This window comes from Alkalihalobacterium chitinilyticum, from assembly GCF_029028005.1.
Taxonomy (GTDB): Bacteria; Bacillota; Bacilli; order Bacillales; family Bacillaceae_F; genus Alkalihalobacterium; species Alkalihalobacterium chitinilyticum.
Window position 1 is genome coordinate 51,793 of the sequence record NZ_JAOTPO010000005.1, and the last position, 17,279, is coordinate 69,071.

General features: G+C 35.6%; 7 protein-coding genes. All 7 read left to right on the forward strand.

Annotation, left to right across the window (positions count from 1 at the left end; genetic code table 11):
• The first annotated feature begins 93 nt into the window (after positions 1 to 93).
• The 7 genes from brxC (at position 94) to N7Z68_RS08965 (ending at position 17,089) form a co-directional block, all read left to right on the forward strand.
• Entirely contained in the window at positions 94 to 3,660 is a 3,567-nt protein-coding gene (gene brxC, locus N7Z68_RS08935) for a BREX system P-loop protein BrxC (protein WP_275118136.1), read from the forward strand.
• 15 nt (positions 3,661 to 3,675) lie between these two features.
• Entirely contained in the window at positions 3,676 to 7,197 is a 3,522-nt protein-coding gene (pglX, locus tag N7Z68_RS08940) for a BREX-1 system adenine-specific DNA-methyltransferase PglX (RefSeq protein WP_275118137.1), read from the forward strand.
• A 244-nt stretch (positions 7,198 to 7,441) separates the two neighbouring features.
• Positions 7,442 to 10,099, forward strand: a complete 2,658-nt coding sequence (locus N7Z68_RS08945) for a PAS domain S-box protein (protein ID WP_275118138.1) — start codon at positions 7,442 to 7,444, stop codon at positions 10,097 to 10,099.
• 315 nt (positions 10,100 to 10,414) lie between these two features.
• The gene (locus N7Z68_RS08950; protein ID WP_275118139.1) at positions 10,415 to 11,236 is read left to right on the forward strand and encodes a diguanylate cyclase; all 822 of its coding nucleotides are present in this window, start codon (positions 10,415 to 10,417) and stop codon (positions 11,234 to 11,236) included.
• Positions 11,237 to 11,798: 562 nt separating this feature from the next.
• Positions 11,799 to 13,511: an EAL domain-containing protein gene (locus N7Z68_RS08955; RefSeq protein ID WP_275118332.1), complete on the forward strand. Its 1,713-nt coding sequence runs from the start codon at positions 11,799 to 11,801 to the stop codon at positions 13,509 to 13,511.
• A gap of 45 nt (positions 13,512 to 13,556) precedes the next feature.
• Positions 13,557 to 14,867: a globin-coupled sensor protein gene (locus N7Z68_RS08960; RefSeq protein WP_275118140.1), complete on the forward strand. Its 1,311-nt coding sequence runs from the start codon at positions 13,557 to 13,559 to the stop codon at positions 14,865 to 14,867.
• Positions 14,868 to 15,163: 296 nt separating this feature from the next.
• Entirely contained in the window at positions 15,164 to 17,089 is a 1,926-nt protein-coding gene (locus N7Z68_RS08965; protein ID WP_275118141.1) for an ATP-dependent DNA helicase, read from the forward strand.
• Positions 17,090 to 17,279: the final 190 nt, after the last annotated feature.

The window sequence follows — 17,279 nt, forward strand, 5'->3', positions numbered from 1 at the left end:
TAGACTATTATTGCATTTTTCGACAATAAACTTCCTTTTGCGTTTACCGACATTATGAATAAGTGTAAAATGAAGGGGCGAGGTGGATGTATTATGCACATTAAAAATATGTTTAAAAAGCCGATAAACCGGGATATAAAAGGTGTAATTAAAGTCGGTCAAGATGATGAATTAAACGTTTATCAAGAGTTGGATGAGTATATAGTTACAAATGAGTTAGCCGAACACTTTGAAGACTTTTTTAAAGCTTACAACAAGGGAGTATTTGGCCATACCGATAAAATGGGTGTTTGGATATCAGGTTTTTTCGGGTCTGGTAAATCGCACTTTCTAAAAATTTTATCGTACCTTTTAGCTAATAAAAAAATAAAAAATAAAGAAGCACTATCTTTTTTTGAAGATAAAATTGAAGACACAGCAATCTTAGAAAACATGAAAGACGTTTCGAAAGTCACGACTGATGTGGTTCTTTTTAACATTGATGCCAAGTCGGAATCTGATTCAAACTTAAATAGAAATTCTATTTTACGAGTATTTAATCAAGCTTTTAATGAAATGCAAGGGTTTTGTGGTTCTATTCCGTGGCTTGCGGATTTAGAGCGACAATTAGTAAAAGAACACGTGTATGAGGATTTTAAGTCGACATTCGAATCAATTGCAGGCTCGACCTGGGAGTACTCTCGTGAAAATCTATACTACGAAGAAGAGGGGATTGTTAAAGCATTAGCCAAGACAACAAAAATGAGTGAAGAGGCAGTCCGGAATTGGTTTCACAAAGCTGAAGACAATTATAGTTTAAGTATTGAAAAATTCGCCCAGCGGGTCAATGAATATATAGAAAGACAAGCTGACAATCATCATGTATTATTCCTCGTTGATGAAATGGGGCAATACATAGGGGACGACACCCAACTCATGTTGAACCTGCAGACCGTAGTGGAGCAATTAGGGATTTATTGTGGTGGAAAGTGCTGGGTGTTAGTAACGAGCCAACAAGAAATAGAATCAATTACGAAAGTCAAAGGCGATGATTTCTCTAAAATTCAAGGTCGTTTTAATACAAGACTAAGATTATCGAGCTCCAATGTGGATGAAGTCATTCGGAAACGGATACTGAAAAAAAATGATACAGCGAAGCAAGATTTGCAATTGTTATATCCGAAAAAACGATCGATTATTAATAATCTGATCACGTTCAAAGATATACCTGAATTTAAATCGTTCGCCGATCAAAACGATTTTATTGATGTGTACCCATTCATTCCTTATCAATTTCACTTATTACAAAAAGTGTTTACTGGAGTTCGCGTTCACGGCGCTGCAGGAAAAAGCTTATCTGAAGGAGAGCGTTCCTTACTAAGTGCTTTTCAAGCGTCTGCCATTGCTCATGCTTCCGATGAAGTAGGAACCCTCGTCCCGTTTTCTGCTTTTTATGAAACGATTGAAACGTTCCTTGAAATCAGTATCCGCTCGGTGATTATTCAAGCACAACAAAACAGTCGTTTAACTGATGAAGATGTTGAAATTCTGAAACTCTTGTTTTTAGTAAAATACGTAAAAGAAATGCCATCCAATATTGAGAACATCGCAACGTTGCTTGTGAAGCATATCGATGAAGACAAAGTCGAAAAAATGAAAACGATTCAAAATTCCTTGCAACGACTCATTTGCGAAACATTAGTCCAGAAAAACGGAGAAGAGTACATTTTTCTTACGAGTGATGAACAAGCTGTCAATCGTGAAATTAAAAGTATACATATTGATTTTGCTGAAACGATTCGTGATATTGGGCTCTTCATCTTTGAAGATATCTATAACAAAAAAAAGTTTCGTTATTCAACTCGTTATCACTTTTCGTTTAATACATATATTGATAGTCTCGCCATACATCAACAAGGACATCCGTTTGGTGTGAAGGTCATTACTCCGTATTTTGAAGGAATAAACGCACTTCACGAAGCGGAACTTAAATCAATGTCACAGCGAGAAAATAATTTAATTATTAAACTTCCACAAGATACAACGTTGATTGAAGAAATGGAACAAGCGAAAAAGATAGACTCTTATTTAAGAAAAGCAGGCGGAACGATATTTACATCGACTGTTGACGATATTAGGTTGAGGAAAAGAACAGAGTCAACTGATAGAAAGAAACGAGTAAAAACACTTTTAATTGAAGGACTGAAAGAGGCGGACCTTTATGTAAACAATCAAGCGTTAAAAGTAAAATCAAAAAAAACTGAAGCTCGAATGAATGAAGCGATCAAAGTTCTGATTGAGTCCCTTTATCATAAGCTCAACCAAATCAGACAACATACAAATTCAGTAAAAGATTTATACCCATTATTAATTAGAACTAACGAACAACTGTGTTTGATTGAAGAACCTAATAAGCTAGCACTAGCTGAACTAAATGCTTATATTAGTCGAAACAGCCAAAGAAATATTCCAATTACTATGAAGAGTGTCTTAACGTTTTTCTCCAACATTCCGTACGGTTGGCATAAATATGATATTGTTGCTTCTGTTATTAAGTTGTTTAAATCACAAAAAATTAATTTACTTTTAAACAAACAGCATATTGAGCTAGAAGATAAAGAATTTCTAAATTATTTAACAAAACGGGATTACATTGAGCACACGTTCATAAAAGAACGAGAGAAAACACCGGCGAAATATATAAACAATATTAAAAACCTTTCTAAAGAGTTAACGGGTGTGGCTTCGCCGTTTGCAAACGAAGAGCAATTACGAAGTTATTTTAATTTATTAGTAGAAAAAGAGCTTGAAACAGTTATTAAAAGATATTTAGATCGCTGTGACAAAAAGCTTTATCCAGGAAAAGACCTATTGCTAGAAGCAGAGATGACATTTAATGAACTGCTAGCGATTCCTGACACGCTCACCTGGTATAAAGTGGCCTATCAATTAAAAGAAGATATTCTAGATTATGTCGATGATAGAAAAGATATAAAACATTTCTTTGAAGAACAACAATCGATTTTTGACGATGCGCTTGAAAAAATTGAGACTTTTGAGAAAAACCGATCGTACGTTATGGACGAGGAGATCATAAAAGCAATTAGAGACATGAAAAAAATTGTTCAGCAAGCAAACCCATACGCTAACATTTACCAATTACCGGTTTTAATCAAACGGTTTGTCGATAAGTTTACTGGGTTATTAGAAATAGAATGTCGTCCTGTGCGAGAAGTAATTAAAACTGACTATGAAAAGGTTATGAAAGAACTTTCTGTAAAGTCATTTAAAGATGAGCTTTTACCGGTCATTAAAGAGCGCTTTGATGATTTATCGAACCGTTTGGAAACCGTGAACAACTTTTATGAAGCGATCGCCATGAAAGAAGAAAGTGGCCGGTTAAAAGTTCGCTCATTTAATGAAATTCATGCAAAACAAATGGAACTGAGTCAGTCTCAAAAAGTACGAATTACACCGATAGTCCCATCGGGAACTACAGTAAAACCGGTGGAATTGAAGACGGAGTATCAACGGAAAACGACTTTAAATGTATGCATGTCGAGTCTGTTACGGGAGTCAACAACGATCGAAAATGAACAAGAGATTGACAATTTGCTTGAACAGATGCGTGAGCGCCTCAAAAAAAAATTAAAAGAAGATACGGTGATTCGTTTAATTTAATAGAAGGAGAATTACATGAATAAATCTACTATTCGAAAATTCGCTGTCCAAGCACGAACGCAGCTGGTTATTGATATCGAACAACAAGCGTATGAACTGGGAATAACTCCAGGTGAGATCAAAGAAGCGGAAGTCTGTGAAGGTGGCTTCCGCGTCAATCAAAGAATTTTTCCCTCTTTTGAACTAAAGCAACGGGAAGAGCTTATTAAAAAAATAAAAGAAAAAGGCTACGAGCAAATTATTGAAGAGGTCGCTTATACGTGGTTTAACCGTTTGATAGCCCTTCGTTTTATGGAAGTGAATGACTACTTGCCAACAGGGGTTAGGGTTCTTTCTTCAGAACAGCCCTGGAAAACAGAGCCGGACATTTTAGCAGAAGCCCAAAACATCGATTTAGACATTAACCTTGATAGACTTTATCGTTTTCAAGATGCTAACGATAGAGAAGGGCTGTTTAAATACTTACTCATCAAGCAATGTAACGCATTACATACGATTTTACCGGTTATGTTTAAAAAAATTAACGACTATACCGAACTGTTATTGCCGCACAATTTATTACAGGATGATTCCGTCCTCCAACTTCTCGTCACATTAATTCCTGAAGAAGATTGGAAAGATCAAGTTGAAATCATCGGTTGGCTGTATCAATTTTACATTTCTGAAAAGAAAGATGAAGTTTTTGCCGGATTGAAGAAAAAACAAAAAGTCACGAAAGAAAACATCCCTGCAGCTACACAGCTTTTTACACCGAAATGGATCGTACAATACATGGTTGAAAATGCCGTTGGGCGTGTATGGTTGGAAACCCACCCAAACGAAGAATTAAAAGCAAACTGGAACTATTATATAGAAGAAATTGAACAAGACGCTCATGCTCAAGCTCAGTTGGACAGCTTGAAACCTACCGATTTAAAGCCTGAAGAAATAAAGGTGTTAGATCCTTGTATGGGTTCAGGACATATCCTTGTGTACGCCTTTGATATTCTTTATCACATTTATGCAAAAGCTGGTTATTCTCCTCGTGAAATTCCAAAGTTGATCCTAGAAAACAATTTGTATGGATTAGACATTGATGACCGAGCTGCACAGTTAGCTTATTTTGCACTGATGATGAAAGCAAGAAGCTATAATCGACGCTTATTTAGAGAGCCCATTCAAGTGCATGTATGCTCTATCCAAGAAAGTAATGAAATTCCAAGAGATGCCGTTGACTATTTTATTGACACAACGAATGTTGAAGTGGATCCAACAGTTCAAATCGACTTAAACCATTTCATCGCAAGCTTCCATGATGCAAAAGAATTTGGTTCAATATTAAAACTAGAAAATCTTCAATTTGCTGCAGTTGAGAAACGACTAGAAGAGCTCCGCACGAGTGATTCTATTAATTTGTTTGAAGCGCAATATCGAGATGTCATTTTAGCAACCATTCCGCCGTTGCTTCAACAGGCCAAAATATTAACAATGAAATATGATGTCGTTATCACAAACCCTCCTTATATGGGGATAGGAAATATGAATCCTGCTCTTAAAAAATACATTGAAGAGCATTACAAAGAATACTCCAATGATCTTTTCACTGTTTTCATGGAGCAGATGCACGAACTAGGAAAACCTGAAAGTTATATTGCGACAATTAATCAACATTCCTGGATGTTCTTAAGCAGATACGAACGAGTTCGATCGTTTTTAATGGAAACTCAATCAATCGTCTCCATGGTCCATCTCGGTGCACGAGCGTTTGAGGAAATCGGCGGGGAAGTCGTTCAAACAACATCGTATATTACTCGCAATACACCAATTGAGGATTTTACTAGTTGCTTTATTAATCTCGTTTCGTTTGGCACCCAAGAAAAAGAACAACAAATGATGAATACAGATAATTGGTTTATTAAAAGAATCAAGGAATTCAAACGAATTCCAAAGCATCCGTTTGCATATTGGACAAGTCAAACAATGCTTGAAAATTTTAACATGTACCCGTCAATTGAAACGGTTATAGACAAATCCGGCTCAGGAAACAAAACAGCAAACAATGAACGTTTTTTACGGTTTGCGTGGGAAGTTAATCAAGAAGAGATGAACAAGCGTTGGTTTTTATATGCAAAAGGTGGAAGGTTAAGAAAATGGTATGGAAACTTAGAGACTATTATTGATTGGTCAGATGAAGCAAAAACATTTTACCGGGATAACCCGACTTCAAACTTATTAAACCAGGAATATTGGTTTAAAGATGGTATTACCTATACGGATTTAACGACACGTGCGTTTAATGCACGGGTACTCTCAAGCAATACACTTTTTGATATGGCAGGGCCCGCCTTGTTAGTGGAGGATGAAGATAATCGAATCTTTCTACTGGGGCTGTTAAATTCCGTTGTTGCAAATGAAGTATTTAGATTATTAAATTCAGGCCTGCACGTTAAATTAAACGACGTTGTACGCGTTCCGTTTATCCGTCCACCTGATGGTGTGAAGGAACAAGTCATTGCAATCGTCAGAGAAAACATCGAAATAGTAAAAGAAGATTGGGATTCGTTTGAGACCTCAGTTGATTTTAGGAAGCATCCATTTTTACAGCACAATCAAGGTACGCTTGAAGGAACATATACAAACTGGACAAATTATACGACTGCACAATTTGAGCGCTTGAAAGCAAACGAAGAAAAGCTAAATGAAATTTTCATTCAGTTGTATCGTCTAGAAGGGGAATATTCTCCAGTTGTAAAGGAAGAAGAACTCTCTATTCGGATTGCTGAGCGCGAACGCGATGTAAAATCTTTCATCTCTTATGCAGTCGGTTGTATGTTCGGAAGATATTCTTTAGATGAAGACGGCCTTGTTTTTGGAGGGGGAACATTCTCGCTAAGCCGGTATGAAACCTTTAATGTGGATAAAGATAACGTTATTCCAGTGACAGACGATGAGTATTTTGTTGATGATATCGCCACACGTTTTGTTGATTTTCTCAGTATAACGTTTGGTGAAAGGCAACTTGAACAAAACCTCGAATGGATAGCAGGAGCACTTAATAAAAAAGGAACAGAATCTTCTAGACAAGCCATTCGACGGTATTTTATTAAAGACTTCTATAATGACCATGTCCAAGTGTATAAAAAACGTCCGATCTATTGGCAATTTGACAGCGGTAAACAAAATGGGTTTAAGGCACTCATTTATATGCACCGATATGATGAGGGGCTTGCCGCTCGCGTTCGTACCGAGTATCTTCATCTGTTACAACGAAAATATGAAGCAGAGTTGGAGCGATTGAACAACTTTTTGAGTGAAGATATTTCAGCTCGTGAGAAAACCATAACAAACAAAAGATTAGACACAATTGGAAAGCAACTCATCGAAACACAACACTATGATCAAGTCATTGCTCACATCGCTAATCAATGCATAATGATTGATTTAGCAGCTGGGGTTAAGAAGAACTATATGCAATTCCAGAATATTAAGATCGGTCAAGCAACAGAAAAAATGCCTGCGACAAAAATGAACGTATTAGCAAACATAAATTATAAATAATCATTGAAAGGTACCAGGCACCTTTACCACTGCAATAGGGTAAAGTTGCCTGGTTTCATTTTTTAGGAATGAGGGTATAGGTCATTATTATAAATTTTATTTCTATAATATTAAGAAAATATGACTAGATTATAATTAAGGAGTTTAATAGAAAATCATTTTATAATAAAATATAATAAATGGTCTGTAATTTATTGGAGTTTATATAGAATGATGAAGTTTGAGGAATTGGAGGAAACTGTTTATGGAGCAACTAGAAAGATCCTATGAAAACATTACTTATTTTTGTACCCATAGTCCAGTACCAATCATTGCAATCACGCTTGATGGTATTATAGTGGGTGCGAATGACTTAGCAAATGACATTTTGAATAAAGGAAAGAATTTAGAGAGCGCTTCCTTTTATGATTTTTTTCAAGACCGTTATCATGAACTCATTCATCATTCTACTGTTCATTTACAAGAAATGAAACAATCCCCTCGATTGCTTGAAGTAAAAACCTTACATAAACAATGGCTGAAGTTGCATTGTCGTTTTTTATCCGAAAATGAGGCAAGCCTTATTTTGATTACGTTAGAAGATATTACGTGGCAAAAGCAGCGTGATTTATTGTTAGAATTAAATCAAACTGTTCTCAATATGATCGTTAAACGTGAATCATTGCAGGAGATCCTGCACCGTTTATCCACGATGGTTGAAGCTTATTTTGTCAGAAAAGCCTATTCGTCGATCTTACTCATAAATCAAGATAAAAAGATTAGTAAAATCGTTGCACCCAATCTTCCACACGAGTTTATTGCACCGTTCTATGATGAGGAAGTTGGTGAAAAAGGCTCTTGTGGAACAGCGATGGTACGAAAAGAACCTATCATAACGCAAGACATTTTAACAGACCCATTATGGGAGGGGGTTCGCACCCACACCGTAAGTTACGGACTTCACTCCTGTTGGTCTATTCCTATTTTTATTGATGAGGAAGTGGTGGGGTCTTTTGCTATCTACCATCCCTATTCGTCAGTTCCGACACAACTAGAATTAGAAATGATTGAGATGTGTGCTAAGTTAGTAGGATTAGCTCTAGAAAGAAAAGAAGGAGAAAAAAGATTACTTCATGAAACGGAAAAACGATTTAAGTTCGTAATGGACCTTATCCCTGATTTAATCGTCTTTAAAGATGAGAAAGGTCGTTGGCTTGAAGGAAATCAAACGGCAAAAGAAAAACTTCCAACTTTTCAATTTAGCCAAGTTGGTGACGAATCAAAGCCACTGTATCAACAATATCAATATTTTCTTTCTCAAGTAGAAGAAACCGACCAATTGGTATTAGAGCTTAATTCACCTGTAAGAAGGGAGCTGAAATTCCCGCAAACCAATGGGGATGAGTTAGTATACGATATCATAAAAGTACCTCTTATAAGTGAGGACCACATACTTAATAAAGGAATCGTTGTTATTGGGCGTGATATAACTGAACGAAAGAAAACCGAACGACTGTTAGAGAGGAACGAACAACAATTTAAATCGTTGTTTGATCATAACCCGAACGGTATTTGTATAATGGATCTAAATGGAGAAGTGGTGAGTTGCAATCATTCACTCGAACAGATTTTAGGGTATGAATTTTCGGAAATAAAAAATGCCACCTATCAATTTGTAAATCAAAGTGATTTAGAAAGAGCAAAGGAGCACTTTAACCAATCACTTAAGGGGATATCCCAAGAATTCGAAACGACCATTAGACATCAAACCGGCAGAAATGTGTACTTAAAAGTTACAAACGTACCTATTATCGTTCAGGAAAACGTGATCGGTGTGTACGGGATTGTAGAAGATATAACAGAAAAAATAAAATCACAGGAAAAACTCAAGCAAACGAAGGAATTTTTGGAATCTTTAATCTATCATAGTGCCGATTGTATTGGTACGTTGTCATTAGACGGAGAGGTCCTGCATGTCAACCCAGCGATTGAAAGTATTTATGGTTGGAAGCTTGAAGAAATCATTGGAAAGAAATATCCAGTTCTTCCAGACGCACAACGTGAAGAAATGAACGAAATTATTGAGAAAATAAAAGCGGGTAAAGATATTATCGGAATAGAGACAAAACGAAAAAAGAAAGATGGTTCCATTATTGACGTCAGTATTACGTATTCACCATTACGAGATGGTGCGGGTAATTTAATCGGCTTTACATCGGTTTCAAGGGATATTAGTGACCGGAAAAGAACGGACGAACTATTAAAAAGGTCGGATAAACTATCGGTCATCGGTCAGTTGTCAGCTGCGGTGGCACATGAAATACGAAATCCACTTACATCGATTAAAGGTTTTATCCAACTGTTTAGTGACCGGATCCAAAAAGAATATGCTGATTTAATGTTATCCGAATTAGAGCGGATTGAAGTTATTGTAACCGAATTTTTATCATTAGCTAAACCACAAGCTAATCTATTTTTAGAAAAAGATCCTGTACAAATTTTAAAAGACACATTGGCTATCATCGATACAGAAGCACTATTAAATCAAATCGAAATCGAATGTGAAATTGATCGAGGTATAGATGCTATCCTTTGTAATGAACATAAAATTAAACAGGTGTTAATTAACATCTTGAAAAATGCGATAGAGTCCATGCCAACAGGTGGTAAACTTAAAATAAAAATGAAAAACAGTGATCCCTTTGTAAAAATAGAAGTTACGGATCAAGGATGTGGCATCCCTAAAGAAAAAATGGAAAGACTCGGTGAGCCGTTTTACTCTAGTAAAGATCATGGTACAGGACTAGGTCTTATGGTTTGCTTTAAAATTATTGAAGAACATAAAGGATTAATTGAAATTGAAAGTGAAGTTGGAGAAGGAACAACGATTATGATTCATTTGCCGATTTATAAGGAACTATAGTAAGAGAGTAATACGATATACAAGTTAATAAATCATTATGACCAAATGGCAGTACATTAACCTCGTCGCTTGGTCTTTTTTTATGTTCTTTTGTTAAAGGTGTTTATTCCTAAATTAATATTTCATTCGGATTATATAATAGAGTAAGAGTTGATTGATAATTTCTGGAAAATAGATTAATATATTATGGGTATAAGTGACTATAGTAGCATCAATTTTAAAAAGTTCACTTAACTCTTAAATTACAAGACTTTATTCTTGTAATTATATAACAATACAAAAATAAATTGTGGCCACGATTAAAAGGAGCAAACAATGTTTCAATCGATCTTATCCAATTTAGCTATCATCTTATTAACACATCTCGTCATGAGTACTTTAATGAATTATAAAGACCGGTTAAGACCACACCTGGTATATATGTGTGTCGTTATGATATTCTCTGGTGCGGTTATTTCGATGTTTTATTTACCTATCCAATTTGGTGAATATCGCCTAGATTTAAGATTAATCCCACTTATCTTTTTAGCTCTACTGAGAGGTTGGAAAGTAACACTTCCTGTATTAATTATTGTGTCTACGTGGCGATTTTTTATGGGAGGTGACGGGGCCATGCCTGGAATTATCTTCGGTTTGGTTTTACCGACTCTTTTTGCCCTAGCTTTCTATAAGAGGGGTAATGTACATACTTCTATCCTACCAAAAGTACTAATTGTTACCGTTTGTTGGTTCATTTCTGATTTTCCCATCGTATTCATCATGCCAAATGGGTTAGAGGTTTTCAAAAGTATTTTCTTTATTCGCTATGGGTCATTTATCGGAGCTTCTTTTATACTGTATTCGTTTATTTTATTAGAACATAAAAGAGAAATTTTGAAACAACAGTTAGAGTTTTTGGCAACACACGATCAATTGACCCAACTGTTAAATAAAAATAAGTTTTTTAACCTAGTGGAAGGAAAGGCTAGTGCATCCTCATCCGAACCCTATATAGCTATGGTCGATATTGATCATTTTAAACAGTTGAATGATACATACGGACATCTTGCAGGTGATGCTATATTAGTTCAATTATCTTCAATTCTTAGGAAGTATGATAATGAAAATATAACCGTTGCATGCTGTAAAGGTTGCTGATGAAAAATTATATCGAGCTAAAGAAAATGGTCGTGATCAGTTAGTATCATAGTAAATTTATGGAACTAAGATCGGAAAACTATCTTAACTTTTTACTATAGGCCAATAAAAGATGAAGACTAAGATCCTTTGATGATCTTAGTCTTCATCAGTAATAAACTCCTAAAAAATGTAAGTTTTATATAAGATTTAAAAGCAAACTGTTATGAAAATTTCATTATATTTTTAAAACAGTACCAATTACCTAATTCTAAAGGTTTAGAGAATGATAAATAGCAAGTGGCATATGTTAGTGATACTTTCGTTACGGCTTAAATACTCTAATAGGTAAAAAGTCTTGGGTTTATATGACCAAAAAGATCAAAAAGATTTTTATTTAAGCATTCAATAAAATCTATAAAGAAGAAAAAAAGATTGTTCCTTAAAAATAATATTGATATCATACTAATGTACTAAAGGAAACTACAAAAAATTACATAAGTTTTAAAAAAAGACAAATAGATTGGTAAAGCTACGAATGTACATATAGATGCCAGCATGTGGGGGGAACTTTGTGGAGAGGATGCTAATACCTGCTCAAGATGAAATACGCAAAGAGTTGTCAGATATAAAATATGCTCTTGATAAATCATCGATTTTAGTGGTTACTGATGTTAAAGGCGTAATCACATACGTAAATGAAAAATTTTGTGCAATCTCTCAATATGAGAAAGAAGAGCTTGTTGGTTCAACACACCGAATAATTAACTCCGGTTACCATTCAAAAGCTTTTTTCAAAGAAATGTGGGAAACCATTCAAAAAGGTGAGATTTGGCAAGGGGAAATTCAAAATAAAGCAAAAGATGGAACGTTATATTGGGTCGATACAACGATTGTTCCGTTTTTAGATGGGGAAGGAAAACCTTATCAGTATGTAGCTATTCGTAATGATATTAGCGCTCGGAAAAAGGTTGAAGAAGATCTTCGTCTCAGCCAAGAAGACTATCGACGATTAGCGCACTTTGATTCGTTAACAGAACTACCAAACCGATTAAACTTTAATCTAACCTTATCAAAAAAGATGAAAGACCTTGAACAGCTCGCCGTTATGTTTCTCGATTTTGACCGTTTTAAACTGATTAATGATACATACGGACATTCTTTTGGAGACATTCTCCTTAAAAAGGTAGCTGACCGATTAAAGAATATAATCGAAGATGAAATGGTTGTATCCCGTCAAGGTGGCGATGAATTTATATTTATTGTTCCATATAAACATGTTGATGAAGTAGAACGAGTAGCTGCTGAAATATTAAAGTTGTTCTCTAATCCGTTTAAAGTGGAACAACAAGAAATTTTTATATCAACGAGTATTGGTATAAGTCTTTATCCTCATCAAAGTAATAATTCCGAAGAGTTATTAAAGCAAGCAGATATCTCAATGTATAAAGCAAAGCAAAATGGTGGCAATCAGTTTCTTTTTTATGAAGAACATCAACAACTAGAAGTTATTGAAACACTAGAACTTGAAAACGGGCTAAGAAAAGCAATAGAACAAAATGAACTTAGTTTATTTTATCAACCTAAAGTAAATATACTTTCAGGTCAAACATATGGGGTTGAAGCACTCATTCGCTGGAACCATCCTACGCTCGGTATTGTTTCTCCGATGAACTTTATACCAATAGCTGAAAAAACAGGGTTGATCGTTCCAATTGGAGAATGGGTCCTTCGTACAGCGTGTGAAAAAGCAAAAATGTTACTCGATCAAAATATAGAAATCCGAATTTCTGTTAACGTATCGATGGTTCAATTACTGCAAGGGGACTTTGTAAAAAATGTTAACGATATACTGACCGCAGTGGACTTACCTGCACATTATCTAGAACTTGAAATTACTGAAACGGTAGCGATGAAACACAAAGAATTTACAATAAAAGTGCTTTCAGCTCTAAAAAATATGGGAGTTAAGCTAGCCATTGATGACTTTGGCACCGGCTATTCTTCTCTAAATTATTTAAAAGAAATGCCAATTGATATTATCAAGATTGATAAGTCGTTTATATGGGATATGAAAGAAAGCAAATTTGATTTAACACTTATAGAGTCGATCATTTCTGTATGTCATAGTTTAGACCTTACCGTTATTGCTGAAGGTGTTGAAACAGAGGAACAATACGAAATACTAAGAATGAAAGATTGTGATGATGTACAAGGTTATCTTTTTAGTAAACCATTACCTGAGAAAGAACTTGATAAGTACTTATCAGAAGCAAGAGGGTCTAAGTGGGACTGATCCACGACTAGGAAAAATAAATATATAAAACAACTTGGGGGATTTATGAGAAACTTATTGTCGGTCAAAAAGAAAGAAAAAACACAGAGTATATTCGAAACGTTAACTCAACATCAATCTGATGTATATATTAGGATCGATCGAAACAAAGACTTATTAAAACAAATTGAAATGATCCATTTAACAACAAAGGACTTAACGATTATTCGTGCCTTACAACCTGTGATTAAGGAACATTTGGATCACATTGTTGAACAATTCTATAAGAATTTAGGAAAAGAACAATCACTCATGCGTATTATTAACGACAATAGTCATGTGGATCGGTTAAAAAAGACGCTTCATAAACATATTTATGAAATGTTCAGCGGGCAAATTGATGACTCTTTTATCCAGCAAAGAAATATTATTGCACATGTACATGTTCGGATCGGTTTAGACCCTAAATGGTATATGTGCGCCTTTCAAGATCTATTACAATCATTAGTCAATATCGTTAGTAATCAAGTCAATGATATAAAAGAAAACAGCGAAGTTATTATGGCGATTACAAAAATTCTCAATTTAGAGCAACAAATTGTGTTAGAAGCCTATGAACTTGAAAATGAACGGATTCGAAATGAGGCAGCCATCCAAAAGAAAGAAATGGAAATTCAAGTTAGTACGAGCGCACAAGAATTAGCAGCCATAAGCGAAGAAACAAGCTCTTCTTTACAAGAAATGACCGCTAAAACAAATGGGATTAATGATCTCACTGAAGCAAGTTCACAAATTGCGATCTCAACAGAAGAAAAATCTAAAGATGGAAAAAGTCGATTGGAATATCTCGTTAAAGTCATCACTGAAACCGAAGATAACATGAAAACTATCGCCAACGAAATGAATGACTTAATGACAGCCTCAAAAAAAATTGAGGAAATCTCAAGAATGGTCACATCCATCGCTGATCAGACCAATCTGCTCGCCTTAAATGCCGCGATTGAAGCAGCACGTGCAGGTGAGCAAGGTAAAGGGTTTGCTGTTGTTGCCAATGAAGTTCGAAAATTAGCGGAAGATACGAAAAATGCAGTATCTGGCGTTTCTGTTCTAGTAAGTGAAATAAATCAATATACATCCAATATGTCCAAATCCATTACTAAAAACACAGAGCAAATTAATAAAGGAACAACGGAGTCCAGTATGACCAACCAATTTTTTGATGAAATCGTACAATCGATGGTTAATATGAAAAAACAAAATCTACTAATTGCTGATGAAATGAAACATTTAGCTACTATTTTCAAGGACATTAATGGAGCAGCTGAACAGGTTGCTATTGCTTCTGATAAACTAACCAATATTACAAATTCATTATAAAAAACCGTGCCATAGGCTGTAATTTTTAGACATCGTGTCCATTTCTTAAGGGAAGTGAGTGCGGTGTCTTTTGTTCCTGTTCGAATAACCAATTTATTTTAAGGGATTTTCCTTTACTCATTTACAAGTGATTAGACGTTTCGGTATGATAGATGTTGGTCTTGAATATGGTCTATTTCCGGTAGACTTGTTCATATTGTAAAAAAATTGCAGTTACAACGAAAACTTATATGCAACAACAGAACAATGCAATTAAAATCATACATACTATTTATTATTTAGAACGGAGATTTAGCATGACACAAAAGCTGCCATTTTCAATTTCAAAAACTGAATTATTTTTTGATCGCCTCGGGGACTATGTCGGTGATGTTTTTTACGATATCTTACCTGAACAAGGATATGAATTACGAGATGAACAAATTTATATGGCCTTCCAAATTGAACAAGCCTTCAAAAATAAAAGTGTCAGCTTTGCTGAAGCGGGTGTAGGAACAGGGAAAACCTTTGTTTATTTGTTATATTCCATCTGCTACGCAAGATATATGAGAAAACCAGCCATTATTTCCTGTGCTGATGAAACTCTTATTGAACAGCTCGTTAAAAAAGGTGGGGACATCGAAAAATTAGAAAAAGCGTTAGGGTTAACGATTGATGTTCGATTGGCGAAGTCACGTGAACAATACGTTTGTATGAAAAAGTTAGATCCTCTCGCAAACCGTACTGAAGACGAAGATATTTTACGTGTGCACGAGGAAATCCCAAGTTTTGTTTACGATACAAGTTCTTCAATGGCTTTATTTGATCGTTATGGCGACCGGAAAGATTATCCATGGCTATCTAATCCGAAGTGGGAGCAAGTAGGCTGGGATCCCTTGCAGCAATGTTCAACCTGTGAGTGGCGTCACCGATGCGGACAAACCCTTCACCGTAACTTTTACCGTGAGTCGACTGACTTAATTATCTGTTCCCATGACTTTTATATGGAGCACGTGTGGACAAAGGAATCACGAAAGCGCGAAGGTCAACTCCCACTGTTGCCTGAGGCTAGTTGCGTCGTATTTGATGAAGGACACTTGCTCGAATTTTCAGCGCAGAAAGCCCTAACTTATCGCTTTCACTCGGAAACATTAACGACGGTATTAACCGCTTATATGAACCAAAATGTTCGTGAAGAATCACTCGTACTCATTGAAGAGATTTTAGTATTACACGACGAATGGTTTGACGTTTTACGCGATTCAGCAAAAACAGTAGAAGGTTCTAACCGACTTGATGTACCGCGCTCAAAAGTGATGCTCGATTTAGCTGCGAAAATGGACCAGTATGTTCAAGAATTGTTAGAACAACTTGTGTTTGACTCTGAATTATTCACCCTCGAAGACTATCACGTTAAGATCATTGAAGAATATTTAGAGTTTTTCTCTTACGGATTAACAACTTTATTAAAAGAAGGCGAAGGTATTTTTTGGTTGGAAGAAACTGAGTTTGAAACGTCATTCGTTATTATGCCACGACTGGTAGAAGATATCTTACAGAAAGAAGTATTCTCTCAAGGTATCCCATTTATCTTTTCATCGGCTACATTATCGAAGAACGGTGACTTTTCCTACATCGCCAATAGCTTGGGGATAACGAACTACTCTTCCTTTACAGTCGCGTCTCCATTCGATTATGAAAGTCAAATGAAACTAACGGGTCATATCGAAGAAAGTGAAAAGATAAAGTGGGAAAGAATTGGGGCAGCTTTAACTAATAATGAAGGCCACTCACTCATACTATTTACATCGGTAGAAGAAATGAATCGTTTCCGCAAATGGTCGGACCAACAATCCTGGAGTTTTGATATCGTTTATGAAGGAGACCAGGAAATAAGTGTATCTGTACGACATTTTCAGCAAAATCCATCAACTGTTCTTTGTGCGTATCACCTATGGGAAGGCTTAGATGTTCCAGGAGAGTCTTTAACACAGGTCATTATTTCATCACTACCGTTTCCGCCGCATGACCCTGTTTTTCAAGCGAAACGAAAGCATGTGGAAGATCCAATGACAAATATTGATACACCTTATATGTTACTCCGCCTTCGACAAGGAATGGGACGTCTCATTCGCAGCCGTGAAGATCATGGTAACATCCACTTATGGATGACTGAGGATCAAAGACAATCTCATTTTGAAGAAATAAAAAAAGTACTTCCGGTTGAGCTTAAGTGGGAATAATATTGACAGTACTAATGAGTAAATAAAATGAATAACTTCAAAAGCAGCTGCATCGACGAAAAGAGCAGCTGCTTTTTTGGTTAGAATTTGAGCACTTTTAACAAAAGGTGTAAGGGGAACATAATATCCTTTGGTGCAAAATATTTTTGCTATTGCATGATCAGTTTTTTTGCAATGCGCAAAAATATAC

Coding starts and splice junctions, on each gene's coding strand:
- brxC (WP_275118136.1), top strand. CDS start 94: ATGCACATTAAAAATATGTTTAAAAAGCCGATAAACCGGGATATAAAA.
- pglX (WP_275118137.1), top strand. CDS start 3,676: ATGAATAAATCTACTATTCGAAAATTCGCTGTCCAAGCACGAACGCAG.
- N7Z68_RS08945 (WP_275118138.1), top strand. CDS start 7,442: ATGGAGCAACTAGAAAGATCCTATGAAAACATTACTTATTTTTGTACC.
- N7Z68_RS08950 (WP_275118139.1), top strand. CDS start 10,415: ATGTTTCAATCGATCTTATCCAATTTAGCTATCATCTTATTAACACAT.
- N7Z68_RS08955 (WP_275118332.1), top strand. CDS start 11,799: ATGCTAATACCTGCTCAAGATGAAATACGCAAAGAGTTGTCAGATATA.
- N7Z68_RS08960 (WP_275118140.1), top strand. CDS start 13,557: ATGAGAAACTTATTGTCGGTCAAAAAGAAAGAAAAAACACAGAGTATA.
- N7Z68_RS08965 (WP_275118141.1), top strand. CDS start 15,164: ATGACACAAAAGCTGCCATTTTCAATTTCAAAAACTGAATTATTTTTT.